Origin of the sequence: Sphingobium scionense (genome assembly GCF_014197035.1) — a bacterium.
In the GTDB taxonomy this organism is placed as follows: Bacteria; Pseudomonadota; Alphaproteobacteria; order Sphingomonadales; family Sphingomonadaceae; genus Sphingobium; species Sphingobium scionense.
The window spans coordinates 132,320-156,100 of the sequence record NZ_JACIEU010000010.1 but is presented as its reverse complement, the minus strand read 5'-3'; the positions used below and the strand labels follow the sequence as shown (position 1 = coordinate 156,100).

Below are 23,781 nucleotides of genomic sequence, written 5' to 3'. Positions count from 1 at the left end.
TTATTTGGTGTGCGGCGACATACCAGCAAGAGGCGTGCCAATTTTCTAATGACGCATTAACGCGGGATTTCCACTAGGGGAGATTGTTGCGGCGCCGAAAAAATGTGCAGATGCACAGCCATGCCTAAAAAATAGGCATGTTCTCGCCTACCATTGCGATCCTTCGGCAACCGCTGCTGCCTCGGCGGGCAGGGTAGTGCGGCCAAGGGCAGCGTTGCGATGGGGGAAACGGCCGAAGCGCGCGATGGTTGCATGATGCTGGCGGGCAAAATCGAGCGACCGGGCGTCGCCGGCCCCTTCGAACAGGGTGAGCGACAATTCCTGATCGGCCAGATCCTCGCTATGCTGGAAGGGCATGTAGAAGAAGAGCCGGCCGGCGCCGCCGATCTGGATGTCATAGCCCAGAGCAATGGCGCCGCGCGCCACCTCACGGGCGATCGGGTCGGTGGCAAAGGCCTGGGCCTGAGCGCGGAACATGTTGCGGGGCAGCTGGTCGAACAGCAGCACCGCGGCCAGCGCATCGTCGGCGCGGTCGAGGAAGTTTTCCGGCGGAAGCGTCCGCTTTTCGCTCCACAGAACGGCGAAACGGTCGATGCAATGCTGGTCGAGCGCCGGATCATGGCTGTACCAGCCCGTTTCGCCCACCTGGTTGAACCAGAAGTCGAGCAGGGCCGCCGCCCAGTCGGCGGTCACGGCGTCATGGCTGTCGGTCAGCATGTTCATGACCTTAACAAGTGCTGGAAAAGGCCGGAGGTTCCTCGGCCCGTGGCAGCGTTGCGTCAGGTCGCCGCGCTGCCACGGGATGACGCGGGTCAGGCGGCGGTGCCGCCGACGGTAAGGCCATCCATCAGCAGCGTCGGCTGGCCGACGCCGGCGGGCACGCTCTGCCCGCCCTTGCCGCACATGCCGATACCTTCGTCGAGTGCCCAGTCATGGCCGATGCCGATCACCTTGGTCAGCGCGGTCGGGCCGTCGCCGATCAGGGTCGCGCCCTTGATCGGATCGCCGATCTTGCCGTTCTCGACCTTATAGGCTTCGGTGCAGGAGAAGACGAACTTGCCCGAGACGATGTCGACCTGGCCGCCGCCGAAGCTCTTGGCGAAGATGCCCGACTTGACGCGCGACAGCAGCTCTTCCGGATCGTCCTGACCGCCCTTGATGAAAGTGTTGGTCATGCGCGGCATCGGCGCATGGGCATAGGATTCGCGGCGGCCATTGCCGGTCGGCGCGACGCCCATCAGCCGGGCGTTGAGGCGATCCTGCATATAGCCCTTGAGGATGCCATCCTCGATCAGGATATTTTCCTGGGTCGGCGTGCCTTCATCGTCGATCGACAGCGATCCGCGGCGATCGAGGATGCTGCCATCGTCGACCACGGTGACGCCCGGCGCGGCGACGCGCTGGCCGATGCGGCCGGAAAAGGCGCTGGTGCCCTTGCGGTTGAAATCGCCTTCCAGGCCATGGCCGATCGCTTCATGGACCAGCACGCCCGGCCAGCCGGGGCCGAGCAGCACGGTCATTTCGCCGGCAGGCGCGGCGACCGAGCGGAGATTGACCTGCGCCTGGGCCAGCGCCTCGTCGATGGCGCGGTTCCAGATGCTGGGGTCCATCACCTGATCGTAGAGATAGCGGCCGCCAATGCCGAACACGCCGGTTTCGCGCCGGCCATTTTCTTCGAGGATGACCGAGACGTTGAGGCGGACGAGCGGGCGGATGTCGCTGGCGGTGAAGCCGTCGGCGCGGACGATTTCGATCGCCGACCAGCTGCCGGCGAGGCTGACCGAGACCTGGGCGACGCGCGGGTCGCGGGCGCGGGCGGCGGCATCGATCGCGGCGCACAGGGTCACCTTCTCGGCGAAGGGCACCAGCTCCAGCGGATTGGCGTCGGTATATAGGTGGCGATTGGTGCGCTGGGGCGGCGGGGCGGGCTGGCCCTTGGCCGGATCGAGCAGGGTCAGCGTCTGCGCCGCCTTGCGGATTGCCGCTTCGCTGAGATCGTTGGCATGGGCAAAGCCGGTCATCTCGCCCGAAACGCCGCGCAGGCCGAAGCCGGCATCGGTCGAATAGTCGGCGGTCTTGAGGCGGCCGTCGTCGAAGCCGAAGCTCTCGCTGGCGCGATACTGGAGGTATAGCTCGCCATCGTCGCAGGCCTTGAGGGCATCGGCGGTCAGGCGCCGGGCGCCATCGGGATCGAGCAGGCCCGGACGATAAAGCAGGCCGCGGGCATCAGTGAATTGCGAAGCGAGATCGGTCATGCCGCCCGATATAGGCGCGGCATGACGGATGCCCAATGGAAATTTTAAAGGCTGGCGCCCGAAGCGATGTCCGGCTTGTTGCCGAGATCGGCATTGTCGGCGACGCCGCCAGCCAGCACGAAGCGGCGATCACAATAGCCGCAATCGACATAGCCATGCTCGTCGATTTCCAGGAAGACGCGCGGATGGCCAAGGGCGGCGGGAATGTCACCCGAACCGTCGCAGGAGACGCGGGACTTGGTGACTCGGATGATTTCGGGCGGCTGGATCATGGGAGGCGGAATTAGCAGCGGCGGCGCTGCGCCGCAATATCCGTTGCGCGTGATTACATCAACGCAAAGCGGGGCTGGGTGCAGCCTGCAGCACGGTCGGATGCCTTGGTGAGGTTGACCGTCTTCGTCGTGGGTTGCCAGTCGGCGCAATTGCCGACCGCCATCACCGCGAAGGGCGACAGCATCAGCAGGATCGGCGCGACGGAGCCGCCAAGGAAGAAGCTGATCGGCATGGCAGGCAGGATGCCGGAACCATGCTTGCTGCAGGATGAATGTTACGGGTGCGGAGTGGGGCTGGTTTTGCCGGGGTGGCCAGACCGGCTGTCGCTCGGTAGTTTTGCGGGAAAATGTCCCCCGGACATTTTCTCAAACCGCAAAACTGGTGGGCGATGACGGGCTCGAACCGCCGACATTCTCGGTGTAAACGAGACGCTCTACCAACTGAGCTAATCGCCCCCATGGGGTGCGGGCGCTTCTAGGGGATTTTGGGCAGCGGTCAAGATCGGTTTTCGGGCCATGGCGTTGGTTCGAGAAAAAGCCGTGGCTTTGGCGGCAGCGCCTTGACCCCATGCCCCATATTTGCCCTATCTGATCCACTGGCGGAGCAGGGATGATGAAACGGAAATCGAATATCTGGACCCGGATCGTCGACTATGTTGCATCACAGAATGCGGAGTTCGAGCGGTCGGACGGGCCGGTCGATGATGAGCGCTGGCTGGCAGACCGCGATCGCTGGCGACAAACCAAATATCTGGCCTACGCCATGGGGCTTATCCTGACGTTCAGTGCGTTGACGCTGATCAGCGAATAAGGCTGGCAATAGAATCAGGCATTCAGATAGCGACGGCTGGCGCCGAACCAGCGGGTCAGTTGTTCGGCCGCGTCATCGGCCAGCGCGATGAAGATGCGGCGGCCGTCATGCGGATCGGCGCGGCGTTCGACCAGGGCCTTGTCGGTGAGCGTGCGAATCCAGCGCAGCGCCGTGGTCGGCGGCACGGCCGAGGCAATACACAGGCTGGATACCGAAACATGGGCCTGTTCCAGTCGCGCGGCGAGCAGGTCGAGCATCATGTCCCACGCCGGATCGGCGAACAGGTCACCGGGCAGGAAATCGGCGCGCAGCCGGCGCGCGCGCAGCAGGTCGCGCACCTGGGCGGCTGTAACGGGGGAGGCATCCAGCACGGTGGTTGTCGCGCCGATCGGGGCCATGGCGGGCATGGCGGCATAGCTGCCCTGGCGATCGGCGATGCGGGCCGGCATTTCGAACGAGGGGCGCGCGGGGCGCGGGCGATCGGTCAAGGCCTCGATCGTGCGGGCGAGGCGACTGACCTCCTCGCTCAGCCGTTGTAGCCGGTTGCCGTCGCTTTCGTGGGTGGCATCGTGCAGATTATGGGGCAGGGCATCGCTGTGTGCGGCGGCGATCAGGGCGGCAGCGATGTCGCCAGTGTCGGGGTTGCACAGCAATTGGGTCTGCGGACTGCGCATGCAGGCATAGGCCATGTCGAGCGTATCGATCCCCGCGAGCAGCACGACCGCCATGCGGCTCTGGATCGCGATGGTTTCGACCTGGACGATCAGCCGTTCAAGCAACGGATCGGGCTGGCGGCAGAGCAGCAGGACGACGTCGCACCCGACCTGCATGTCGAGCCGGGCGGCGGCCTGATCGAGCGGCACGGTGCCGAGCAGGCGCAGGCCGGCGGCATTCGCCAAGCTATCGGCATCGTCGATCCATGCCCCGTCCGCCACGATCAGAAGCCCACGCCGATCGTCTGGCGCGGCGAAGGGACTATCATGATCGGTCGAGAAGGGATCGGCCATCACCACGTAATCTCCCGTGCCTGTTATGTTCCAAAGCTTAGTCGCTTGCCCGCCGAGTGCAGCCTGGGCTGACTCCATAATGGCGCAATTGCACGGGTCTGTCGTGATGGCCGTCACGCGGCACGGTTATCGGCCGGAGGGTGGAAGAGAACGGGGCGCCGGCTGGGTGCAGGCGCCCTGTTCGTCCTATTCGATCCGAAATGGAGTCATTTCGCCGCAGGTCACACCGCAGTGCGGCGGGCGAAGTCGATATAGAGTTCGCGCAGCCGGGTCGCGACCGGGCCGGGGGTGCCGTCACCGACCGGCTGGCCGTCGATCCTGACGATCGAAAGACAGAATGTCGAGGCGCTGGTCATGAAGGCTTCCTTGGCCGCGAGCGCCTCGGCGAGGGTGAAGGGGCGGCGGATGACGGCGATGCCGCTTTCTTCCGCAAGGGCCGTCAGCGCCGCGCCGGTACAGCCGGCCAGCACCGACTGGCTGTAGGGGCGGGTGACGATGCCTTCGTCGGTGACGATGAAGGCGGTGGAGGAGGCGCCTTCGGTGATGAAGCCATCCTCGATCATCCAGGCTTCCTGCGCGCCGGCTTCCTTGGCCGCCATCTTGGCCATCGCCTGGGCGAGCAGGCCGACGCTCTTGATGTCGCGCCGCGCCCAGCGCAGGTCGGCCATGGTGGCGACCGCGACACCGGTTTTGGCGGCGGGCACGTCGAGGAAGCTCTTGTCCTGGACGAACATGAACAGCGTCGGCTGCAGCCCGGCGGGCGGGATGAAGTCGCGGGTGACATCGGCGCCGCGGGTGATCTGCAGATAGACGAGGCCCTCGCCAAGGCCGTTATGGGCGACGAGTGCCTTTTGTGCCGCCTCGATCTCGTCCAAGGTCAGCGGCAGGGCGATGCCGATTTCGGTGCAGGAGCGTTCCAGCCGGGCGAGATGGCTGGCGCTGTCGACCAGCCGGCCATCGATCACGGCCGCCACTTCATAAATGCCGTCGGCGAACAGGAAGCCGCGATCGAGCGGGGAGATGCGGACGTCTTCGAGCGGCAGATACTGGCCGTTGAGATAGGCGACGGACATGGCGGCGGGCGATCCTTGGTCTGATGATTTACGCCGCCGCTTTTGCCGCCGCGACGGCCGGGGTCAAGGCAGCGGAATAGGATTTGCGCCGCTTAACTTCGCATATTTCCCGCACATCGTGACATTATCTTGCGCTGGCTTGATCCTATCGAAAAGTGAAGCGAAGCCGGTCCCGATGATAGAGGAAAGGGCCGCTGTAGGACAGGCTCAGGCAGCCTTGCCCTTGAGCGCCTTTTGCCGGCGGCGCTGGACCGAGGAGCCGATGCCCATGGATTCGCGATATTTGGCGACGGTGCGGCGGGCGATGTCCATGCCCTTGGCGCGCAGCAGGTCGACCAATGTGTCGTCGGAGAGGATGGCATGGGCCTCCTCCGCGCCGATCAGCGTCTTGATATGGCTCTTCACCGCCTCGGCCGAGACGGCGCCGTCGCCATCCGCCGCCGCGACACCGCTGGTGAAGAAATATTTGAGTTCGTAGAGGCCGCGCGGGCAGGAGAGATATTTGTTCGAGGTGACGCGGCTGACGGTCGATTCATGCATCTCGATCGCGTCGGCGACCGCGCGCAGGGTCAGGGGCTTCAGATAGGCGACGCCGTTGCGGAAGAAATCCTCCTGCTGGCGGACGATCTCGCTCGCGACCTTGATGATCGTCTTCTGTCGCTGGTCGAGCGCCTTGACCAGCCAGTTGGCGCTGGCAAGGCAGTCGGCCAGCCAGGCCTTGCTTGCCTTGTCCTGCGGGCCGCTCGCCAGTTCGACATAATAGGTGCGGTTGACCAGCACGCGCGGCAGGGTGGCACTGTTGACCTCTATGCCCCAGCCCTCGCGGGTGCGGCTGACGAACAGGTCGGGCGTGACCGGCGTGGCGCTGTCGCTGGCGAAGCGCAGGCCGGGCTTGGGATCATAGCCGCGCAGTTCGCGGATCATGTCGGCCAGATCCTCTTCATCGACGCCGCAGATGCGGCGCAACTGGGGCAGGGCGCCCTTGGCCAGAAGGTCGAGATTGGCGAGCAGCCGCTGGATGCAGGGATCGTAGCGGTTCGCCTCCTTCGCCTGAAGGGCGAGGCATTCGGCGAGCGAACGGGCGCCGACGCCGGTGGGATCGAAGCTGTGGATAACTTCCAGCACGCCCTCCACCGCAAAGAGCGGCACGCCCAGGCCATGGGCGGTCTGGAGCAGATTGGCCTCCAGATAGCCCGCTTCGCTGATCTGGCCGATCAACTGGGTGGCGATCAGCAGGTCCATGTCCGACAGCGTGCTGCGGGCCTGGTCCATCAGATGTTCCTGCAGGCTGGGCGCGGCATTGGCGAAACTGTCGAAATCGACCGCTTCGCCCGAGCCGCTGCCGCCGCCGAGCATGTCGAGCGAGCCAGAGCCGCTGCCCGCGGCCATGCGGTCGGCCGGGCCATCGTCGATGAAGGTTTCCGCGCCATGATCGACGTCGAGCGGACTGTCGGCGCTGCCCAGCCCCTGGGCGATCAGATCGTCGCTGGCGCCGGTTTCGGCGGCCAATGTCGGCGCCTCCACCTCACGGTCGACGCCGCTGCCTTCACGGCCGCCGTCATCGGCGGCGCCCTGTTCAAGCAGCGGGTTCTTTTCCAGTTCACCCGCGACGAAGGATTCGATTTCCAGGTTGGACAGCGCCAGCAGCTTGATCGCCTGCTGGAGCTGCGGCGTCATCACCAGAGACTGGCTCTGGCGGATGTCGAGGCGTGGCCCCAGCGCCATCAGCCGGGCCGTCCTGCATCAGCGAGGGCGTACCGGCTGGCCATGTCAGAGCTGGAAATTCTCGCCCAGATAGAGGCGACGGACATCGGGGTGAGCGACCAGTTCGGTCGGGCTGCCGGCGAACAGCACCTGGCCGCTGTAGATGATGCAGGCGCGGTCGACGATTTCCAGCGTCTCGCGCACATTATGGTCGGTGATGAGGACGCCGATGCCGCGTGTCTTGAGCTGTTTCACCAGGTCGCGAATGTCCGAGATCGACAGCGGATCGATGCCGGCGAACGGCTCGTCGAGCAGCACGATCGAGGGATCGGCGGCAAGCGCACGGGCGATTTCGCAGCGGCGCCGTTCACCGCCCGATAGCGCCATGGCGGCGGAATCGCGCAAACGGGTGAGGCCGAATTCGTCGAGCAGCTGTTCCAGCTTGGCGGCGCGGGCGGCCTTGTCCGGCTCGGCCATTTCCAGCACGGCGCCGATATTCTGGGCGACGGTCAGGCCCCGGAAGATCGAGGTTTCCTGCGGCAGATAGCCCAGGCCCAGGATCGCGCGGCGATACATGGGCAGGCCGGTAATATCCTGGCCGTCGAGGATGATGCGGCCCTGGTCGGGACGGACGAGGCCCATGACCGAATAGAAGCAGGTCGTCTTGCCCGCGCCATTGGGGCCGAGCAGGCCGACGACCTCGCCCTTGCCCACGGTCAGCGACACGTCGGACAGGACGACGCGCTTGTCATAGCTTTTCGCGATCGAGATGACGGACAGGCCCTCGCCCACTTCCTGCGGGGCGAGCGGTCGCGCGGAGGCGGCCCTTTCCTGGGCGGCCCTGTCCTGGATCGTCACATCGTCCATCACTTCAATCCTTGCGCCGCCAGATCGGGGTGCGGCGGACATGGGTCCGCCCGCGGCAATTGGCAAGCTTTGTGCATGGGATCGCCGCCGGGGCAAGGGGAAAATGCGATGAAGAAGAGGGGGATGGGTGCGCCATCCCCCTCATGCGCGGGTCATTCCACCATGATGCGCGGGTTGGGCAGGACGACGCCGACATCGCTGGCATAGGCGTCCCACGCCTTTTCCAGCGCCGCGCGGCGCGCCGGTTCGCGGGTGGACAGGTCCGTGGTTTCGCCCGGATCGGCGGCGATGTTGAACAGATGCCATTGGCCATCGCCGGCATCCGTGATCTTCCAGTCGCCCTGACGCAGCGCGCGCGAGCCGAACAATTCGGTGCCGATCGCCTCGCTGGCGGGATGGACCGTCGGCGCCGTGCCGGCAAGCCAGGGCGCCCAGCTGGTGCCTCGGATCGGCTGGACGGTGCGGCCCTGGAACGTCCCCTTGGGCGGGGCGATGCCGGCAAGGTCGATCAGGGTGGGGGCGACGTCCATGACATTGAGATAGTCATGGGCGATGCTGCCGGGCTTCTTGACGGCCGGGCCGGAGAGGAAGGCGGTGGTGCGGGTGCCGCCCTCGGTCGCGAACGCCTTGTAGAGCCAGGAGGGGGTGGTCGCCGCCTGCGCCCAGCCCGGACCATAGCTGATATAGCTGCTGTCCTTGCCGAGATTGTCATAGCTGTTGTCGGCGGCTTCGGCGCGGGCGCGGAAGCGGGGATTGCGGGCATGGACCAGATCCATCCCCTCGGCGCCATTGTCGGCGAGGAAGAGGATGACGGTATTGTCATACTCGCCGCTGGCCTTGAGCGCATCGATCACCCGGCCGACATTCTGGTCGAGCCGGTCGACCATCGCGGCATAGATTTCCATCGTCCGCGACGCGGTCTTCTTCTCGTCCGGGGTCAACTGCGCCCAGGGCTTGCTGTTTTCGAGGGGGTGCTGGGCGGCGCTGGCCGGGACCAGGCCGAGCGCGACCTGCTTCTTGAGCCGCTCGGCGCGCAGCGCTTCATAGCCCGCCTCATAGCGGCCCTGATATTTGGCGATGGTTTCGGCCGGAGCCTGCAGCGGCCAGTGCGGCGCGGTGAAGGCGAGATAGGCGAAGAAGGGCTTGTCGTCCTTCGTCGTCTTGATCTGGTCGATCAGCTTGGTGGCGAAGGCGTCGGAGGAATAATAATCCTTGGGCAGGCTTTCGAGCGTGCGGCCATCCTCCCGATAGGTGGTGAAGCCGGGCTTGGGCGTGGCCGAAATGTCGGTGCCATAATGATTGCCCGCCCCCTGCAGCAGCGCGAAGCTGTGCTGGAAACCGCGCGCATGGGGATCCTGCTCGGGTGTGAGGCCGAGATGCCATTTGCCCGAAAAGAGGGTGCGGTAGCCGCCGGCGGTCAGGACTTCGGGCAGGGCAGCGATGTCGGTGCGCAGATAGCCTTCATGGCCGGGCTTGCCGACCTGATTGGGGGCCTGCATTTCCGCCATGGTGCCAAGGCCGGCGCGATGATTGTCGGTGCCCGACAACAGCATAGAGCGGGTCGGCGAGCAGGTCGGCGCGGTGTGGAAGCCGGTCAGGCGCACGCCCGACAAAGCGAGCCGGTCGAGATTGGGGGTGGATATCTCGCTGCCAAAGGCGCCGAGATCGGAATAGCCCAGGTCGTCGGCGACGATCACCAGGAAATTGGGACGCTTTTCCTGCGCCGCCGCGGGCGTGGTGAGGGCGGTGGCCAGCGCCAGGCTGGCAAGGACAGTGCGGAGCTTCATGGGGTCTTCCGTGAAAAGGGGCCGCGTCCGAATGGAACGCGGCCCAGTGTGCCGAAGGTCAGGGTCAGGGTAAGGGGGTGAGCAAGCCCTGCTCAGGCGGCTTCGGCAATCTTGCCATCTTCCTTCTTGATGATGCGGCTGTTGCGGCCGTCGATCGAGACCGGGACGGTGCCGGCGATGGTGGCGCGGCGGAGCTGGCGATGCTGGGTGCCGAAATCGGCGATGGCGCGATGCTGGGTGGCGCGATTGTCCCAGATGGCGACGTCGCCCGGCTGCCAGCGCCAGCGCACGGTGTTTTCCGGCCGGGTCACGGCGTCCTGGAAGGTGGCGAACAGGCGCTGGCTGTCGGCCTGGCTGAGGCCGACGAACTGCTTGAAGAAATGGCCCAGGATCAGCGAGCGCTCGCCGCTTTCGGGATGGACATGGACCAGCGGATGTTCGGTTTCATAGACGGTCGAGGCGAAGACTTCGCGATAGCGCTTCACCGCTTCCTCGTTCGCGTTGGTGACGACCGAGGCATAGTCGTAGAGGTTGGAATGGACCGCCCACAGGCTGTTGGCGAGTTGACGCAGCGGTTCGGGCAGTTCCTCATAGGCGGCCGCCGTATTGGCCCAGAGCGTGTCGCCGCCGGCCTGCGGGATGACGATGGCGCGCAGGATCGAGGATTCGGGATAGGCGGGAACGAAGGTGACGTCGGTGTGCCAGCTCGATGCGGCGCGGCCTTCCTTCGAATCCAGCTCCAGCAGATATTTGGAGCCGGGCACGACCGGCACGGTCGGGTGGGCGACGGGCTTGCCGAAGCGTTCGGCAAAGGCTTCCTGGCCGGCATCGTCGAGATGATGCTGCTGCCGGAAGAAGATCACCTTGTGACGGACGAGCGCGGCGCGGATCGCGGCGATGGTGGCATCGTCGAGGTCGCCGCCCAGCGCAACGCCGCGAATCTCCGCGCCGATGCGGCCGGCGACGGGAACGATATCGAGCGGACCGTCGGCATCGGCGGCGTTGAGGAAGCTCTGGGTCAATATGGTCATGGCAGGTCTCCTTGAAATTATGCGTGGACGGTCAGGCGGGGATCGCGTCGCGCTGGTCGAGGGCGCGGCGGATTTCGGCATGGGCGGCTTCGTCGAGCGGGAAGCGCCAGATGATGAGGGTGGCGATGATGTGGGCCAGGGCCGGACCGAGGGCGAAGACGGTCTTCAATCCTTCGAGCGCGGTGGGATCATTGTGCGGGCCGGCGGCAAAGCCGAGCCAGGCGATGAGCGGCAAAGCGATGCCGATGCCGATCGCCGGGCCGAGCTTGGCCGAGAGGGCGAAGACCGAGAAGAAGAGGCCGGTGCGGTCATGGCCGGTGCGCAGCCGGTGGGCGTCCGACACGTCGGCAACCATGGCGCGCAGCATGAGGTTGCCCGACCCCTGGGTCAGCCCCTGGGCGATGGTGAGGGCGAGCAGCAGCGGCAGGCCGCCGGGGAAAACGAAGAGCAGGCCGATATTGATCGCGGCCTGGGCGATTTCGCCGCAGATCGCCGCCTGGCGCTTGCCGATGCGGGTGCCGATGCGCAGCCAGATCGGCGCGGCGGCGACGCCGAAGACGAACTGGAGCAGATAGAGGCCGCTCGCCCAGGCGGGCAGGCCCATATACCAGACGGCGAAGAAGACGATCAGGCTGGCGCGGATCGACTGGCCGGCGGTGACCACCGCGTCGGAGGCGAGGACGCGCAGCAGCAGTCGGTCGGAGAAGATGACGCTGGTGGCGCGCCAGAAGCTCTGGCGGACCGGCGGGGTGGCGGGCACCGGCGGTTCGGGCACGGAAAAGAGGGTGAGGGCCAGGCTGGGGATGAGCGTGGCGATGATGAAGCCGCCGACCAGCTGGAGCTTCAGCGTGCCATTGCCCGGTTCGACCTGGTCTAGGATGGTCGGCAGCACCAGCACGGCGAGCAGGCCGATGGCGCGCAGCAGCGCCTGATAGCTGACCACGCGGGTGCGGCCATGATAATGGCGCGACAGCTCGCCGGCCCAGGCGGAGGCCGGGATCTCGATCATCGACCAGCCGAGATAGAAGAAGAAGAGGGCGGCGCCGAGATAGGCGGGCGTCACCAGCGCGGCGGGCGGGAAGAAGAGCAGGGCCGAGGACAGGCCGAACAACAGCCCGCCGGCGGCGATCCACGGGCGGCGCCGGCCGAAGCGGCTGCGGGTGCGGTCGCTGAGCGCGCCGACCAGCGGATCGGCGCTGACATCCCAGATGCGGCCCAGCAGGAAGATGAAGCCGATGGTCGCCAGCGAGAGGCCGAACTGGGTGGCGTAAAGCTGGGGCACGAACAAGGCGAGCGGCAGGCCGGCGCCGGCGATCGGCACCGCGATCGAGGCGAAGCCGGTGAGGCGCAGGCGCGAGGGTTCCCCCTCCCCGACGCGGGCGGGTTCTTCCGGCCGGACCCGTTGCCGGGTCCGGTCATCCAGATAGTCTGCGTAGGGAAGGGTAGCCATGATCTTGCCTCCGTATTGGGGGTCAGAATTTGCTGCGCAGCGTGACGCCGATGGTGCGGGGATCGCCAACGGTGGCGGTGACGAGGCCGGTGTTCGCGACCGAGAGCGTGTCGACATAATCCTTGTCGAACAGGTTCTTGGCCCAGAGCGACAGGTCGATCAGGCCATCGTCCAGCCGCACGCCGATGCGCGCATTGGCGACGCCGTAGCTGGGCACCAGCGAGTAGCGGCTGTCCGACACGGCGGTGTAGTAGGAGGAGCGCCAGCTATAGTCGGCGCGGCCATAGAATTGCGCGTCGCCCCATTTGGTGGTGCCGAGCGGAATGGCGAAGTCGCCGCCCGCGCTCCACGACCATTCGGGCACGCCCGACAGGGGCTTGCCGCTGAGGTCGGTTACCGCCGAGCCGCCGGTGGTCGGGTTCAGCGCCTCGACCGGGGTCGGGCCGTTCTTGAAGTCGACATAATAGGCGTCGGTGTAGGCAAGCGAGGCGTTCAGGTTGACATAGCGGCTGAGCGCCAGCGCACCGTCCAGCTCGAAGCCGCGCGCGCGGGCCTCGGGAATGTTGGTGATATAGTTGCGGGTGCTGTTGGTGCCGACAATCTGTTCGGTGATCGCGGTCTGATAGTCGAAGATGTTGGTCCAGAAGGCGGCGGCGTTGAGCGTCGCCTTGCCGCCCCAGAACTGGCTCTTCACGCCCGCTTCGTAATTGTCGACCTTCTCGCCGCCGACATCGGGGCTGACCCCGGCCGGGATGTTGGTGAGGTTGAGGCCGCCCGACTTGTTGCCGCGCGAATAAGTGGCATAGACCAGCACGTCGGGCGTCACCTTGTAGGACAAGGTGGCAAGGCCCGAGAGGCTGTTGTCGGTGAAGCCGGTCGAGTAACTGGTGACGGGGTTGAGGCTGTTGCGCAGCGCGATCGCGGCGGTGCGCTGGGCGGCGGTCAGGCTGGAAAGATCATTCCCTTCCGCCCACCACTGGCTGTAGCTGCCCTGCTTCTTCTCATGGGTGTAGCGCAGGCCGAGCGTCAGCGAGAGGCTGTCGGGGATGATGGCATAGCTGGCCTGGCCGAACAGCGCGGCGCTCTTCGTCTCGGGGTTGGAGCTGGAGCGGGCGACGAAGCCATTGAGGGCGGCGTTGCTGACCACCGGATCGGCATTGGGGAAGAGCCAGCGCGGCGCGTCCGGGCCATAGCCGGCGGCGCCCGACCCGTTGATGATCTGCCAGAAATAATAGGCGCCCAGCACATAGGAGAGGCGGGTGTCGCCATTGGAGGCGACGCGAAATTCCTGGCTGAACTGGCGCTGGTTATTTTCCTGATGATTGAGCGTGTTGACCGAGAGCGAGGTCGCGTCGCTGTCGTTGCGCGGATACCAGTTCCAGGCGCGATAGGCGGTGATGGAGCTGAGCGTGACCGGGCCGACATCCCAGTCGGCCTTGCCCGAGACGCCCCACTGATTCATGTTCGCCTGGAACTGGCCGTCGACATCGACCTTGCGAGCGAAGGGATCGGTCGGCAGCGGCGTGTAGCCGGCACGGGCGGCGCGGATGTTGAAATTGTTCGCGATCGTGTTGCCGTCATCATAGGTGGTGAAGACGGTGCTGGGCAGGCGGACGCAGCAATTGAGCGTCTGTTTCGAATAGTCGCCGATCAGGCGCAGGCTGAAGCCTTCACCCTGGGTCAGCAGCAACTGGCCGCGCGCGGTGAAATTATCGTAATCATGGACTTTCTTGCCGTTATAGACATTGGTCAGGAAGCCATCGCGATGGGTGTCGGCGATACTGACGCGCACCGCCGCCCAGTCGGTGAGGCCACCGGTGACCGTGCCGCGCAGCTGGCGGAAGCCATAATCGCCCAGCGTTGCTTCCACCTGGCCGCCGAAATCGAAGCTCGGCTGGCGGGTGGTGATGTTGATCGCGCCGGCGGTGGTGTTCTTGCCGAACAGCGTGCCCTGCGGCCCGCGCAGCACCTCGATCCGTTCAAGGTCGACCAGGTCGAACTGGCTGGCGCCGACGCGGCCATAATAGACATCGTCAATATAGACGCCGACGCCATTTTCGAGGCCGTCATTGGTCAGTGCGACGTTGGAGCCGAGGCCGCGAATGTTGATGTTGGTGTTGCGGGGGTTGAAGCTGAACAGCTGGAGGCTGGGCGCGACCTGCTGCACGGCGGCGAGGGTGTAGTTGCCGCGCTGTTCGAACAGGTCGCCACCGACGACGGAGAGGGCGACCGGCACGTCCTGCGCCTTTTCGGCGCGGCGGCGGGCGGTGACGAGGATGGGCGCGCCATAATCGCCTTCATCCAGGGCCGCTTCGGGCGCAGGAGCGGCGGCAGCGGCAGCGGGTTCGTCGGCAGCGTGGGCGGTGGTCGGCAGCAGGCCGGCAGCAACGCCGGTGAGCAGCAGACGACGCAAGAGAAGGCCGTGCCGGGGTCGGCTGGGCGCGAGAATATCGGACATGAAGAGGCTTACTCCCTGAATTTTTTGTCTGGTTTTCGCGTGGCGCAGGGCTGTGGGCGCAATGCATCGTCGCGCACGGCGCTGAGGCCGTAGAGCGCGGCGGCCGCCTGCAGCAGCGACACGGAATAGGCTGGGCGCGGTGACGGGCGCCGGCCGTGATGGTCCACGGGCATGCAATCCCCCTTTCCCGCGCGCATGATCGGCGGTGGACGGGCGGATGGAGGCACGCTGACAGGCAGCGTGCAGCGTGGCGGGCGTCAGCCCCTAATGTCTATGTGGATGGCACATCGTTTCATTCCCCGTTCCAGTTGGGGGGAACACGAAGCTGGCGTCGTCGCCCGAGCATCGTGCGCTTTAGCTGTTGGTGACGCGGAGCAAGCTGCATCCCGATCAAAAGCCGCGGGTCCGGTGCCGATGTCGTCATCCGGGCGGGGACCAGTCCGCTCCGTTTCAGGCAATCTCTACTTATAAGATAGAGTGCGATGCTCAACCAAGTTTTGCTTGGCCGTGCCCAAATTGCGCTGCGTGGCGTGTTTGCCCGGATACAGGGCGACCGGTGCCAGCATGGGTCGACCCCTATGAGCTATGGTATCAGTCGGCGAGCGCCAGCATAGCGTCGCGCCGGGCGAGGGTGACCAGGCGCAGGCCGGCATCGCCGGCGCGATCGAGGGCGAGGCTGGTGGGGGCGGAGACGGTGACCAGCAGCGGGCAGTCGGCAAGGACCGCCTTTTCCACCAACTCATAGGAGCAGCGCGAGGAGAGGAGGGCGAAGCCGCCGTCCCAGCCGAGACCGGCGCGGGCCATGGCGCCGATCAGCTTGTCGAACGCGTTGTGGCGCCCGACATCCTCGCGCACGAGGCGGAGCATGCCGTCTGGCGCGGCGAGGGCGGCGGCATGCAGCGCGCCGGTACGCTGGTTGACCGGCTGGCGGGCGTCGAGCGCGTCGAGCGCACGAAACAGCGCGCCGTCATTCGCCTGGCTGGTCGTGGTGATGCGCGGCAGCGGGCGAAGCGCCTGCTCCAGATTCTCTATGCCGCACAGGCCACAGGAGGATTCTGCGACGCGGTGACGGACGCGGGCGAGGATGCGGTCATGGCGCCCGGCGAGCAGCCGAATGCGCAGCAACAGGCCCTGGGGCGCTTCATGGATGTCGATGTCGATGATGTCGGCGGCGCGATCGATCAGCCGTTCGGACAAAGCGAAGCCGGTCGCGAGATCGTCGAGATCGGCCGGGGTCGCCATCAGCACGGCATAGCCGATGCCATTATATTCGAGCGCCACCGGGCATTCGACCGCGACGGCGCGGGTCAGGTCTTCGCGCTCGCCGTCCGGCGAGATGCGGGTGAAGCGGACGGGCCGGTCAGCCGTCATCGGGCAGCGCACACCGTCACGGGAATCGATTTATAGGCGGGCGTGCCGCTGGCGGGATCAAAATCGTCGAGCGGGACGAGATTGTTCGCCTCGGGATAATAGGCCGCGAGTGAGCCGCGGGCGATAGCATGGCTGACGATGGTGAAGCCGCGCAATTCGCGCCCGGCCGGCGTCGTCAGGTCCACCTTGTCGCCATGGGCAAGGCCCATCTCGGCCAGGTCGACCTCGTTGGCGAAGATGATGTCGCGCCGGCCATGGATGCCGCGATAGCGATCATCATAGCTGTAGATGGTCGTATTATACTGGTCATGGCTGCGGATGGTGGTGAGCAGCAGCGGCAGCGCGCCCTCGTCCGGCGCGGCCGGATGGGTGATGAACTGCGCCTTGCCGCTGGGCGTGGTCCAGATCCGCTCGCTGGGGCCGATGGTCAGGCGGAAACCGCCGGGTTCGCGCACCCGGACGTTGAAATCGTGGAAATCGGGATAGACCGCCTCGATCCCGTCGCGGATGCGGTCATAATCGGCGACCATGCCGTCCCAGTCGGTGCGGCTGGCGGGCATGGCGGCCTTGGCGAGGCCGGCGACGATCGCCGGTTCGGACCGGACATGGGGCGAGGGGGGCTTCAGCTTGCCGCGCGAGGCATGGACCATCGACATGCTGTCCTCCACCGTCACCCATTGCGGGCCGGCGGCCTGCAGATCCAGTTCGGTGCGGCCAAGGCAGGGCAGGACCAGGGTCTCGCGCGCGGTCAGCAGGCAGGTGCGGTTGAATTTGGTAAGGATGTTGACCGACAGGTCGAGGTGGCGCACGGCAGCGAAACAGGCGTCAGGATCGGGCATGGCAACGGCGAGATTGCCGCCAAGCGCAATCAGCGCCTTGGATTCGCCGGCATGCATGGCGGCGAGCGCCTCGACCGCATTATGGCCATGTTTGCGCGGCGACTGGATGGCAAAGGCGGCGTCGAGCCGGTGCAGCATCGCTTCGGTCGGCAGTTCGGTGATGCCGACGGTGCGGTCGCCCTGCACATTGCTATGGCCGCGCAGCGGGCAGATGCCGGCGCCGGGCTTGCCGAAATTGCCGCGCAGCAGCAGCAGGTTCGCGAGCGCCTGCACATTCTGCGTGCCGTGGCGATGCTGGGTGATGCCCATGCCATAGCAGATGATGACCCGATCGGCCTTGGCATAGACATGGGTCATGCTCTCGATCGCCTCGCGGGTGAGGCCGGACAGGCGCTCGATCCAGGGCCAGTCGGTGGCTTCGATATCGGCGCGCAGGGCGTCGAAGCCCTCGGTATGCTGGGCGATGAAGCCGTGATCGAGCGTGCCGGGCTGCTGTGCCTCGATCGCCAGCAGCGCCTTCATCATCCCCTTGAGCATCGCCATGTCGCCGCCGATCCGCACCTGATGATAGGCCGAGGCGAGCGGGGTGGCGCCGGGCGAGAGCATTTCGGTGGGATGCTGGGGCGATTTGAAGCGTTCCAGCCCGCGCTCGCGCATCGGATTGGCGACGATGATCGGCACGCCGCGCTTGGACGCGGTGGCGAGCGTGCTCAGCATGCGGGGATGGTTGGTGCCCGGATTATGGCCGATGCAGAAGATCGCATCGGCATGGTCGAAATCCTCCAGCGTCACGGTGCCCTTGCCGATGCCGATCGACTTGGGGAGGCCGGTACTGGTCGCTTCATGGCACATGTTCGAACAGTCGGGGAAATTGTTGGTGCCGAACTCGCGCGCGAAGAGCTGGTAGAGGAAGGCGGCTTCGTTCGACGCGCGGCCCGAGCAGTAGAATTCCGCCTGATCGGCATGGTCGAGCGCCTGCAAGGCGGCGCCGGCGCGGGCAAAGGCCTCGTCCCAGCTGATCGGCACGAAATGGTCGGTCGCCGCGTCATAGCGCAGCGGCTCGGTCAGGCGGCCGGCATCTTCGAGTTTGTGGTCGGTCCAGTCCCACAATTCGCTGACGCTGTGGCGGGCGAAGAAATCGGGATCGACGCGCTTGACCGTCGCTTCCCAGGTGACGGCCTTGGCGCCATTCTCGCAGAACTCGAACGAAGAGGTGTGCTTGGGGTCGGGCCAGGCGCAGCCGGGACAGTCGAACCCGTCGGGCTGGTTCATCTGGAGCAGGGCGCGGGTGTCGGGGCTGGCGCGCATCTGTTCGGCAACGGTTCTGGCGACGGCGCGCAGCGCGCCCCAGCCGCCGGCCGGGCCGTCATAGCTGGATACGCCTTCCACCGTGTCGGGGATCAGGTCTTCGGTGGATTTGTCCATGGTCGTCTGTCCCACATCATCGCGGTGCCCCGCCACGGATATAGGAAAATTCGGCTGGCTAACCAAGGCCAAGCCGGCACGACGAGAGGCGCCCGGTGGGGCGTGATATCGTCATCTGCTACTGTCAGGAGAATGATGGTGCGGTCGAGAAGACTCGAACTTCCACGGCCTTTCGGCCACAACGACCTCAACGTTGCGCGTCTACCAATTCCGCCACGACCGCACATCAACAGGGAAACCGGCGGGGCCGGTGTCTTGGTAGGAGGCGGCCCTTAGCAAAGGCTTTTGGGTCATGCAACCAGTGATCGGCATCAACGTTATCTTTGTTTGGCAGAAAGTCGGTTGCGAAAGGGGGCTGGCCCCATGTCGTTGCATTTCTGGGTAGGATCGGGCGGCGCGCTGGTGGTCGCCGCGGTCATGGGCCTGGGCCTGGGCGCCTATGTCACAAGTCCGCAAAAGCCGGGGCAGCCGGCGCTGGAGGCGGAATTTGATAGCGGCGCCATGGCGATGGCGCAGGATCTGCCCGAGGCCGAACGGGGGCCAGCGATCGTGACCTGTACCGGATGCGGGCCGACGCTGGAGCAACGTCGGATGGCGGCCGACATGGCAGGGCTCGATGCCGATGGCATGATCGGCGAATCACAGGATTCGGCGGTGCGCGATTATCTGGCGCAGGAGGATATGTCGGTCGAATCGGCAGCACTGGGCGATCCGCCGCTGCCGCAGCCAAGCGTTCGGGTCGATCGCCTGCCGCCGCGGATCGAGCGATTCGCGGCGGGCGAGGCGGAACCGGGACCAGCGTTGATGCCGGTCGCGGCGACGACGGCGCTGCCTCCGCCGGTTCCCGCAGAACCGACAGAGGCAAGAGTGCCGCAGTAATTATTCGGCGGCGACCGAGGTCGATGCGTCGCTCAGCGGCTGGGCCAGGCGATTGACCATTTCCTTCGGGCAGACCTGCCAGATGTACCGGCGCCAGCGATCCCAATCCTCCAGGATGGTGTTCGACCATTTGCTGTCGGTCGCGACCGCATGTTCCGCGATCAGCGCCTTGAGTTCGCCTTCCCAATGGGCGCTGTCCAGCCGCTGCCAGACGATGCTTTCCGGGTTGGCGCGGCTCGGGAAGCTGCCATCCTCGTCGAGGATGAAGGCCATGCCGCCGGTCATGCCCGCGCCGAAATTGGCGCCGGTCTTGCCCAGGATCACGGCGGTGCCGCCGGTCATATATTCGCAGCCATTGGCGCCGCATCCTTCGACCACCACCTTCGCGCCCGAATTGCGGACCGCGAAGCGCTCGCCGGCCTGGCCCGCCGCGAACAGCTTGCCGCTGGTCGCGCCGTAGAGGACGGTGTTGCCGATGATCGTGTTGTCCTTCGACGAGAGCGGCGAGGAGACGGTGGTGCGCACCTTGATGATGCCGCCCGAAAGCCCCTTGCCGACATAGTCGTTGGCGTCGCCGAACACTTCGAGCGTGATGCCCTTGCAGAGGAAGGCGCCGAGCGACTGGCCGGCCGAACCGCGCAGGCGGACGGTCAGATGGCCGTCGGCCAGGGTCGACATGCCGAACTTGTCGGTCACGGCCGAGGAGAGGCGGGTGCCGACGGCGCGGTGCGTGTTGCGCACCGTGTAGGTCAGCTGCATCTTCTCGCCGCGCTCGAACACGGCGCGGGCGTCCTTCATCATCTGCGCGTCGAGGCTGTCGGGCACTTCGTTGCGCCATTGGGGCAGGCTGAAGCGGCGATGCTCGTCGGGGGCGTCGACCTTGGCCAGGATCGGGTTGAGATCGAGATCGTCGAGATGTTCGGCACCGCGATTGACCTGCTTCAACAGTTCGGTGCGGCCGATCACTTCGTCCAGGCTGCGGAAGCCCAGACGCGCCAGGATTTCGCGCACTTCCTCGGCGATGAAGGTCATCAGGTTGATGACCTTTTCCGGGGTGCCGGTGAACTTCTGGCGCAGCTTTTCATCCTGCACGCAGACGCCCACGGGGCAGGTGTTGCTGTGGCACTGGCGCACCATGATGCAGCCCATAGCGACCAGCGACAGCGTGCCGATGCCGAACTCTTCGGCGCCCAGGATCGCAGCGATGACGATGTCGCGCCCGGTCTTGAGGCCGCCATCGGTGCGCAGCTTCACGCGGTGGCGCAGACCGTTGAGGGTCAGCACCTGATTGGCTTCCGACAGGCCCATTTCCCAGGGCGTGCCGGCATATTTGATCGAGGTTTGCGGGCTGGCGCCGGTGCCGCCGACATGGCCGGCGACCAGGATGACGTCGGCATGCGCCTTGGCCACGCCGGCCGCGACCGTGCCGATGCCGGCCTGGCTGACCAGCTTGACGCAGACGCGGGCGCGCGGGTTGATCATCTTGCAGTCGTAGATGAGCTGCGCGAGATCCTCGATCGAGTAGATGTCATGGTGCGGCGGCGGCGAGATCAGCGTCACGCCGGGCGTCGAGTGACGCAGGCGGGCGATGAATTCGGTCACCTTGAAGCCGGGCAACTGGCCGCCCTCGCCGGGCTTGGCGCCCTGTGCGACCTTGATCTCGATTTCCTCGGCGCTGGCCAGATATTCGGCATGGACGCCGAAACGGCCCGACGCGATCTGCTTGATCACCGAATTGGCGTTGTCGCCATTCTCATAGGGCTTGAAGCGCGCGGCATCCTCGCCACCCTCGCCCGACACCGCCTTGGCGCCGATGCGGTTCATGGCGATCGCCAGCGTCTCATGCGCCTCCGGGCTGAGCGCGCCGAGCGACATGCCTGGCGTCACGAAGCGCTTGCGGATTTCGGTGGTGGCTTCGACCTCGTCGATCGGCACCGCCTCGCGAGCGAAGTTGAACTCCATCAGGTCGCGCAGATAGACCGGCGGCAGGTCGCGCACGCCGCGCGAGAATTGCAGATAGGTCGAATAGCTGTCGGTGCCGACGGCGGTCTGCAGCAGGTGCATCAACTGGGCGGAATAGGCATGGGCCTCGCCACCGTTGCGCTGGCGATAGAAGCCGCCGATCGGCAGGCGGACGACCGCGCTGTCATAGGCCTTGTCGTGGCGCAGCATCGCCGAATAGTGGAGCGAGGCATAGCCTTCGCCCGAAATCTTCGCCGGCATGCCGGGGAAGAGATCGTTGACCAGAGCGCGCGACAGGCCGACCGCTTCGAAATTATAGCCGCCGCGATAGGAGCTGACGACCGCGATGCCCATCTTGGACATGATCTTGAGCAGGCCCTCGTTGATCGCGGTGCGCTGACGCTCGAAACACTGGTCGAGGGTCAGGTCGCCGAACAGGCCGCGGGCGTGGCGATCGGCGATGCTGGCTTCGGCCAGATAGGCGTTCACCGTGGTCGCGCCGACGCCGATCAGCACCGCGAAATAATGGGTGTCGAGCGCTTCGGCCGAGCGCACGTTGATTGACGCGTAGCTGCGCAACCCCTTGCGGACGAGATGGGTGTGGACGGCCGCGGCCGCCAGCACGCCCTGGATCGCGACCCGGTCCTGCCCGGCGCGTTCGTCGGTCAGGAACAGTTCGCTGCGCCCTTCGCGCACCGCCTGCTCGGCTTCCTCACGGATGCGGGCGATCGCCGCGCGCAGCTGTTCCTGGCCGCCGGTCGAGGGGAAGGTGCAGTCGATTTCCGCCACGGCCGGACCGAAATAGGCCTTGAGCCGCGCCCATTCGGCGCTGTTGAGCACCGGCGATTCCAGCACCAGCACATGGCTGTTCTGGGCGCCTTCCTCCAGGATGTTGTGGAGGTTGGAGAAGCGCGTCTTGAGGCTCATCACATGCCGTTCGCGCAACGGGTCGATCGGCGGGTTGGTGACCTGGCTGAAATTCTGGCGGAAGAAATGGCTGATGGTGCGCGGCTTGTCGGAGATGACCGCCAGCGGCGTGTCGTCGCCCATCGAGCCGATCGCTTCCTTGGCATCCTCGACCATCGGCGCGAGGATCAGTTCCATATCCTCCAGCGTCATGTTGGCCGCGACCTGGCGACGGGTCAGTTCCGCCTTGTCCCATGCCGGCAGCGCGCTGGGGACGTCGGGCAGGTCGCCGATGTCGAGGAAGTCCTTGATCAGGTCGCCATAGGGACGTTCGCCCGCGATCCGATCCTTGATCGCGCGGTCGTCATAGACTTCGCCTTCCTGCAGATCGATCGCGATCATCTGGCCCGGACCCATGCGGCCCTTCTGGACGATGGTGGTTTCGGGCACGACGACCATGCCGGTTTCCGAGCCCACGATCAGCAGATTGTCGCCGGTCAGCGTGTAGCGCAGCGGGCGCAGCGCGTTGCGGTCGACGCCGGCCACGACCCAGCGGCCATCGGTCATCGCGAGCGCGGCCGGGCCGTCCCACGGCTCCATCACGGAGGCGAGATATTCATACATGTCGGCATGCGCCTTGGGCAGCTCGGCACTGTCGTCCTGCCATGCCTCGGGCACCAGCATCAGCTTGGCCGTGGGCGCATCGCGGCCCGAGCGGCAGATCGCCTCGAACACGGCGTCCAGTGCGGCGGTATCCGACGCGCCGGCCGGGATCACCGGCTTGATGTCCTCCGACTGCTCGCCAAAGGCCAGAGAGGCCATCTTGATCTCGTGGCTCTTCATCCAGTTCTTGTTGCCGCGGATCGTGTTGATCTCGCCATTATGGGCGAGGGTGCGGAACGGCTGGGCCAGCCACCATTGCGGGAAGGTGTTGGTCGAATAGCGCTGGTGGAAGATGGCGACGCGGCTCTCGAACCGTTCATCCTGCAGGTCCGGATAGAAGACAGACAGCGATTCGGCGAGGAACAGGCCCTTGTAGATGATCGAGCGGCACGACAGCGAGCAGACGTAGAAGTCGCTGATCTGCGCTTCGATCACCTTCTTCTCGATGCGGCGGCGGATCAGGTAGAGATCCTTCTCGAACTCGCCGACGTCGCGTTCCTCCGGCATCGGGCCGGCGATCATGATCTGCTCGATCTCGGGACGGGTGCGCTGCGCCTTCTCGCCGATGACGGAGACGTCGACCGGCACCTGGCGCCAGCCATAGATGGTGTAGCCCGCGTCGATGATTTCCGATTCGACGATGGTGCGGCAGGTTTCCTGGGCGCTGAGGTCGGTGCGCGGCAGGAAGATCATGCCGACGGCGAGGCGGTTGGGCAGCGGCTTGTGACCCGAATCCGCGATCGCATCGTCGAAGAAGCGGACCGGCAGGTCGACATGGATGCCGGCACCGTCGCCGGTCTTGCCATCGGCATCGACCGCGCCGCGGTGCCACACCGCCTTGAGCGCATCGATTGCGGAGGAGACGACGCGGCGGCTGGGCCGGCCGTCGGTCGCGGCGACCAGGCCGACGCCGCAGGCATCGCCCTCCATCTCGGGATGATACATGCCCTCGGCAGCGATGCGTGCCCGTTCCTCGGGGCTGGCCATATAGGGGGTGTCGGTCATGTTGCTATCCAATCCT

General features: G+C 65.9%; 17 protein-coding genes and 2 tRNA genes. 2 read left to right on the top strand and 17 right to left on the bottom strand.

Features of this window, described 5'->3' with window-relative positions; translation table 11 throughout:
• Positions 1 to 147: 147 nt before the first annotated feature.
• From GGQ90_RS13650 to GGQ90_RS13630, 5 genes are all read right to left on the bottom strand, one after another.
• The gene (locus tag GGQ90_RS13650) at positions 148 to 723 is read right to left on the bottom strand and encodes a DUF924 family protein (RefSeq protein WP_188082638.1); all 576 of its coding nucleotides are present in this window, start codon (positions 721 to 723) and stop codon (positions 148 to 150) included.
• A gap of 89 nt (positions 724 to 812) precedes the next feature.
• Positions 813 to 2,255, bottom strand: a complete 1,443-nt coding sequence (gene tldD, locus GGQ90_RS13645; protein ID WP_188082637.1) for a metalloprotease TldD — start codon at positions 2,253 to 2,255, stop codon at positions 813 to 815.
• A gap of 44 nt (positions 2,256 to 2,299) precedes the next feature.
• On the bottom strand, positions 2,300 to 2,527 hold the full coding sequence (locus GGQ90_RS13640) for a zinc-finger domain-containing protein (protein WP_037518483.1): 228 nt from the start codon (positions 2,525 to 2,527) through the stop codon (positions 2,300 to 2,302).
• Positions 2,528 to 2,580: 53 nt separating this feature from the next.
• Complete coding sequence (locus GGQ90_RS13635) at positions 2,581 to 2,760, bottom strand: hypothetical protein (protein WP_188082636.1); 180 nt, start codon at positions 2,758 to 2,760, stop codon at positions 2,581 to 2,583.
• Between the two features lie 147 nt (positions 2,761 to 2,907).
• Positions 2,908 to 2,983, bottom strand: a tRNA-Val gene (locus tag GGQ90_RS13630).
• 157 nt (positions 2,984 to 3,140) lie between these two features.
• Between GGQ90_RS13630 and GGQ90_RS13625 the strand changes: the two genes are divergently transcribed.
• Positions 3,141 to 3,338 (top strand): hypothetical protein, encoded by a 198-nt coding sequence (locus GGQ90_RS13625; protein WP_188082635.1) that lies wholly within the window; start codon positions 3,141 to 3,143, stop codon positions 3,336 to 3,338.
• A 14-nt stretch (positions 3,339 to 3,352) separates the two neighbouring features.
• Here the strand turns inward: GGQ90_RS13625 and GGQ90_RS13620 are convergent, their stop codons facing one another.
• The 11 genes from GGQ90_RS13620 to GGQ90_RS13570 all read right to left on the bottom strand — a co-directional run bounded on the left by GGQ90_RS13620 (position 3,353) and on the right by GGQ90_RS13570 (position 18,573).
• Complete coding sequence (locus GGQ90_RS13620) at positions 3,353 to 4,345, bottom strand: helix-turn-helix domain-containing protein (RefSeq protein ID WP_188082634.1); 993 nt, start codon at positions 4,343 to 4,345, stop codon at positions 3,353 to 3,355.
• 221 nt (positions 4,346 to 4,566) lie between these two features.
• Positions 4,567 to 5,418, bottom strand: a complete 852-nt coding sequence (locus GGQ90_RS13615) for a D-amino-acid transaminase (protein WP_188082633.1) — start codon at positions 5,416 to 5,418, stop codon at positions 4,567 to 4,569.
• 207 nt (positions 5,419 to 5,625) lie between these two features.
• Entirely contained in the window at positions 5,626 to 7,143 is a 1,518-nt protein-coding gene (rpoN, locus tag GGQ90_RS13610; RefSeq protein WP_188082632.1) for an RNA polymerase factor sigma-54, read from the bottom strand.
• A 45-nt stretch (positions 7,144 to 7,188) separates the two neighbouring features.
• Positions 7,189 to 7,989, bottom strand: a complete 801-nt coding sequence (lptB, locus tag GGQ90_RS13605; RefSeq protein ID WP_188082631.1) for an LPS export ABC transporter ATP-binding protein — start codon at positions 7,987 to 7,989, stop codon at positions 7,189 to 7,191.
• 152 nt (positions 7,990 to 8,141) lie between these two features.
• Complete coding sequence (locus GGQ90_RS13600; RefSeq protein ID WP_188082630.1) at positions 8,142 to 9,776, bottom strand: arylsulfatase; 1,635 nt, start codon at positions 9,774 to 9,776, stop codon at positions 8,142 to 8,144.
• Positions 9,777 to 9,868: 92 nt separating this feature from the next.
• The gene (locus GGQ90_RS13595; protein WP_188082629.1) at positions 9,869 to 10,807 is read right to left on the bottom strand and encodes a TauD/TfdA dioxygenase family protein; all 939 of its coding nucleotides are present in this window, start codon (positions 10,805 to 10,807) and stop codon (positions 9,869 to 9,871) included.
• 31 nt (positions 10,808 to 10,838) lie between these two features.
• Positions 10,839 to 12,257, bottom strand: coding sequence for an MFS transporter (locus GGQ90_RS13590; RefSeq protein ID WP_188082628.1), 1,419 nt, complete (start codon positions 12,255 to 12,257; stop codon positions 10,839 to 10,841).
• Positions 12,258 to 12,279: 22 nt separating this feature from the next.
• Positions 12,280 to 14,715 (bottom strand): TonB-dependent receptor, encoded by a 2,436-nt coding sequence (locus GGQ90_RS13585; RefSeq protein ID WP_188082627.1) that lies wholly within the window; start codon positions 14,713 to 14,715, stop codon positions 12,280 to 12,282.
• A gap of 591 nt (positions 14,716 to 15,306) precedes the next feature.
• A complete protein-coding gene (gene fdhD, locus GGQ90_RS13580) occupies positions 15,307 to 16,086 on the bottom strand; it encodes a formate dehydrogenase accessory sulfurtransferase FdhD (protein WP_188082626.1) in 780 nt (259 codons plus the stop codon).
• Positions 16,083 to 18,350, bottom strand: coding sequence for an FdhF/YdeP family oxidoreductase (locus GGQ90_RS13575; RefSeq protein WP_188082625.1), 2,268 nt, complete (start codon positions 18,348 to 18,350; stop codon positions 16,083 to 16,085). The genes fdhD and GGQ90_RS13575 overlap by 4 nt, the downstream gene beginning before the upstream one ends.
• Before the next feature lie 136 nt (positions 18,351 to 18,486).
• A tRNA-Leu gene (locus GGQ90_RS13570) sits at positions 18,487 to 18,573 on the bottom strand.
• 140 nt (positions 18,574 to 18,713) lie between these two features.
• Here GGQ90_RS13570 and GGQ90_RS13565 point away from each other — a divergent pair.
• Positions 18,714 to 19,229 carry a hypothetical protein gene (locus GGQ90_RS13565; protein WP_188082624.1) on the top strand — a complete coding sequence of 172 codons (516 nt, stop codon included), beginning with the start codon at positions 18,714 to 18,716 and terminating at the stop codon, positions 19,227 to 19,229.
• Here the strand turns inward: GGQ90_RS13565 and gltB are convergent, their stop codons facing one another.
• A complete protein-coding gene (gltB, locus tag GGQ90_RS13560) occupies positions 19,230 to 23,765 on the bottom strand; it encodes a glutamate synthase large subunit (RefSeq protein ID WP_188082623.1) in 4,536 nt (1,511 codons plus the stop codon).
• Positions 23,766 to 23,781: the final 16 nt, after the last annotated feature.

Excerpts from the sequence above, each read along its gene's own strand:
- GGQ90_RS13650 (WP_188082638.1), bottom strand. The coding sequence starts at position 723 with ATGAACATGCTGACCGACAGCCATGACGCCGTGACCGCCGACTGGGCG.
- tldD (WP_188082637.1), bottom strand. The coding sequence starts at position 2,255 with ATGACCGATCTCGCTTCGCAATTCACTGATGCCCGCGGCCTGCTTTAT.
- GGQ90_RS13640 (WP_037518483.1), bottom strand. The coding sequence starts at position 2,527 with ATGATCCAGCCGCCCGAAATCATCCGAGTCACCAAGTCCCGCGTCTCC.
- GGQ90_RS13635 (WP_188082636.1), bottom strand. The coding sequence starts at position 2,760 with ATGCCGATCAGCTTCTTCCTTGGCGGCTCCGTCGCGCCGATCCTGCTG.
- GGQ90_RS13625 (WP_188082635.1), top strand. The coding sequence starts at position 3,141 with ATGAAACGGAAATCGAATATCTGGACCCGGATCGTCGACTATGTTGCA.
- GGQ90_RS13620 (WP_188082634.1), bottom strand. The coding sequence starts at position 4,345 with ATGGCCGATCCCTTCTCGACCGATCATGATAGTCCCTTCGCCGCGCCA.
- GGQ90_RS13615 (WP_188082633.1), bottom strand. The coding sequence starts at position 5,418 with ATGTCCGTCGCCTATCTCAACGGCCAGTATCTGCCGCTCGAAGACGTC.
- rpoN (WP_188082632.1), bottom strand. The coding sequence starts at position 7,143 with ATGGCGCTGGGGCCACGCCTCGACATCCGCCAGAGCCAGTCTCTGGTG.
- lptB (WP_188082631.1), bottom strand. The coding sequence starts at position 7,989 with ATGGACGATGTGACGATCCAGGACAGGGCCGCCCAGGAAAGGGCCGCC.
- GGQ90_RS13600 (WP_188082630.1), bottom strand. The coding sequence starts at position 9,776 with ATGAAGCTCCGCACTGTCCTTGCCAGCCTGGCGCTGGCCACCGCCCTC.
- GGQ90_RS13595 (WP_188082629.1), bottom strand. The coding sequence starts at position 10,807 with ATGACCATATTGACCCAGAGCTTCCTCAACGCCGCCGATGCCGACGGT.
- GGQ90_RS13590 (WP_188082628.1), bottom strand. The coding sequence starts at position 12,257 with ATGGCTACCCTTCCCTACGCAGACTATCTGGATGACCGGACCCGGCAA.
- GGQ90_RS13585 (WP_188082627.1), bottom strand. The coding sequence starts at position 14,715 with ATGTCCGATATTCTCGCGCCCAGCCGACCCCGGCACGGCCTTCTCTTG.
- fdhD (WP_188082626.1), bottom strand. The coding sequence starts at position 16,086 with ATGACGGCTGACCGGCCCGTCCGCTTCACCCGCATCTCGCCGGACGGC.
- GGQ90_RS13575 (WP_188082625.1), bottom strand. The coding sequence starts at position 18,350 with ATGGACAAATCCACCGAAGACCTGATCCCCGACACGGTGGAAGGCGTA.
- GGQ90_RS13565 (WP_188082624.1), top strand. The coding sequence starts at position 18,714 with ATGTCGTTGCATTTCTGGGTAGGATCGGGCGGCGCGCTGGTGGTCGCC.
- gltB (WP_188082623.1), bottom strand. The coding sequence starts at position 23,765 with ATGACCGACACCCCCTATATGGCCAGCCCCGAGGAACGGGCACGCATC.